Raw genomic sequence first — 1,357 nt, 5'->3', positions numbered from 1 at the left:
GCCGAGCCGCGCGCGCTGCCGTCCGCGCCGCCCGCGGCGACACCCGCGGCGGCCGTGACCGACCTGCCCGACGACCGGTATCTCAACCGCGAACTGTCCTGGTTGGACTTCAACGCGCGGGTGCTCGCCCTGGCCGAGGACTCCTCGCAGCCGCTGCTGGAGCGGGCGAAGTTCCTGGCGATCTTCGCCTCGAACCTCGACGAGTTCTACATGGTGCGCGTCGCGGGGCTCAAGCGGCGCAACGAGACGGGCCTGTCGGTCCGCAGCGCCGACGGCCTGACCCCGCGCGAACAGCTGGCCTACATCGCCAAGCGCAACCAGGAACTCGTCGAGCAGCACTCGCGGGCGTTCGAGGAGCGGGTGCGCCCGGAGCTGGCCGAACGCGGAATCCGCATCGCCACGTGGAACGAGATCACCGACGACGAGCGCACCCGCCTGTCGGCCTATTACCGCGACCAGGTCTTCCCGGTGCTCACACCGCTGGCCGTCGACCCGGCGCACCCGTTCCCCTATATCTCCGGGCTGTCGCTCAACCTCGCGGTGACGGTGCGCGACCCGGAAGGCGGCATCGAGCGCTTCGCCAGGGTCAAGGTGCCGGACAACGTGCCGCGGCTGGTGCCGATCGACCGCAGCGCCGACGAACAGGTCGCGATCTTCCTGCCGCTGGAGGAACTGATCGCCGCGCACCGCAACACCCTGTTCGCGGGCATGGACGTCACCGGCGTGCACGCGTTCCGGGTCACCCGCAACGCCGACCTCGAGGTCGAGGAGGACCGCGACGAGGACTTGTTGCAGGCCCTGGAAAGGGAGCTGGCGCAGCGCCGGTTCGGCGCGTCGGTGCGCCTGGAGGTCGCGGGCGACATGACCGAGCACATGCTCGAACTGCTGCTGCGCGAACTGGAGGTCCACCCCAACGACGTCGTCGTCGTGCAGGGACTGCTGGACCTGTCGTGCCTTTGGCAGCTCTACAGCGTGGACCGCAAGGAGCTCAAAGACCCGGTCGTCGTGCCCGCCACGCACCCGGCGTTCGGCGAACGCGAGACGCCGAAGAGCATCTTCGCCACCCTGCGCGAGGGCGACGTGATGGTGCACCACCCGTATGACTCGTTCTCCACGAGCGTCCAGCGCTTCGTCGAGCAGGCCGCGAGCGACCCGCACGTGCTGGCCATCAAGCAGACGCTGTACCGCACCTCCGGCGACTCCCCGATCGTCGACGCCCTGATCGACGCAGCCGAGGCGGGCAAACAGGTCGTCGCGCTGGTGGAACTGAAGGCCCGCTTCGATGAGCAGGCGAACATCAAGTGGGCGCGCGCGCTGGAGAAGGCGGGCGTGCACGTCGTGTACGGGCTGGTGGGTC

At 69.4% G+C, this 1,357-nt stretch carries 1 protein-coding gene; it reads left to right on the top strand.

Annotated features, from left to right (window positions below):
* A partial coding sequence (ppk1, locus tag ACRDSQ_RS32845; protein ID WP_431426570.1) for a polyphosphate kinase 1 occupies nt 1-1,357 on the top strand: 1,357 nt, incomplete at both ends.

This window comes from Actinokineospora sp. (genome assembly GCF_050699995.1).
Taxonomy (GTDB): Bacteria; Actinomycetota; Actinomycetes; order Mycobacteriales; family Pseudonocardiaceae; genus Actinokineospora.
Note: the sequence above shows the minus strand (reverse complement) of the source record. Positions and strands in the feature narration are given on the sequence as shown.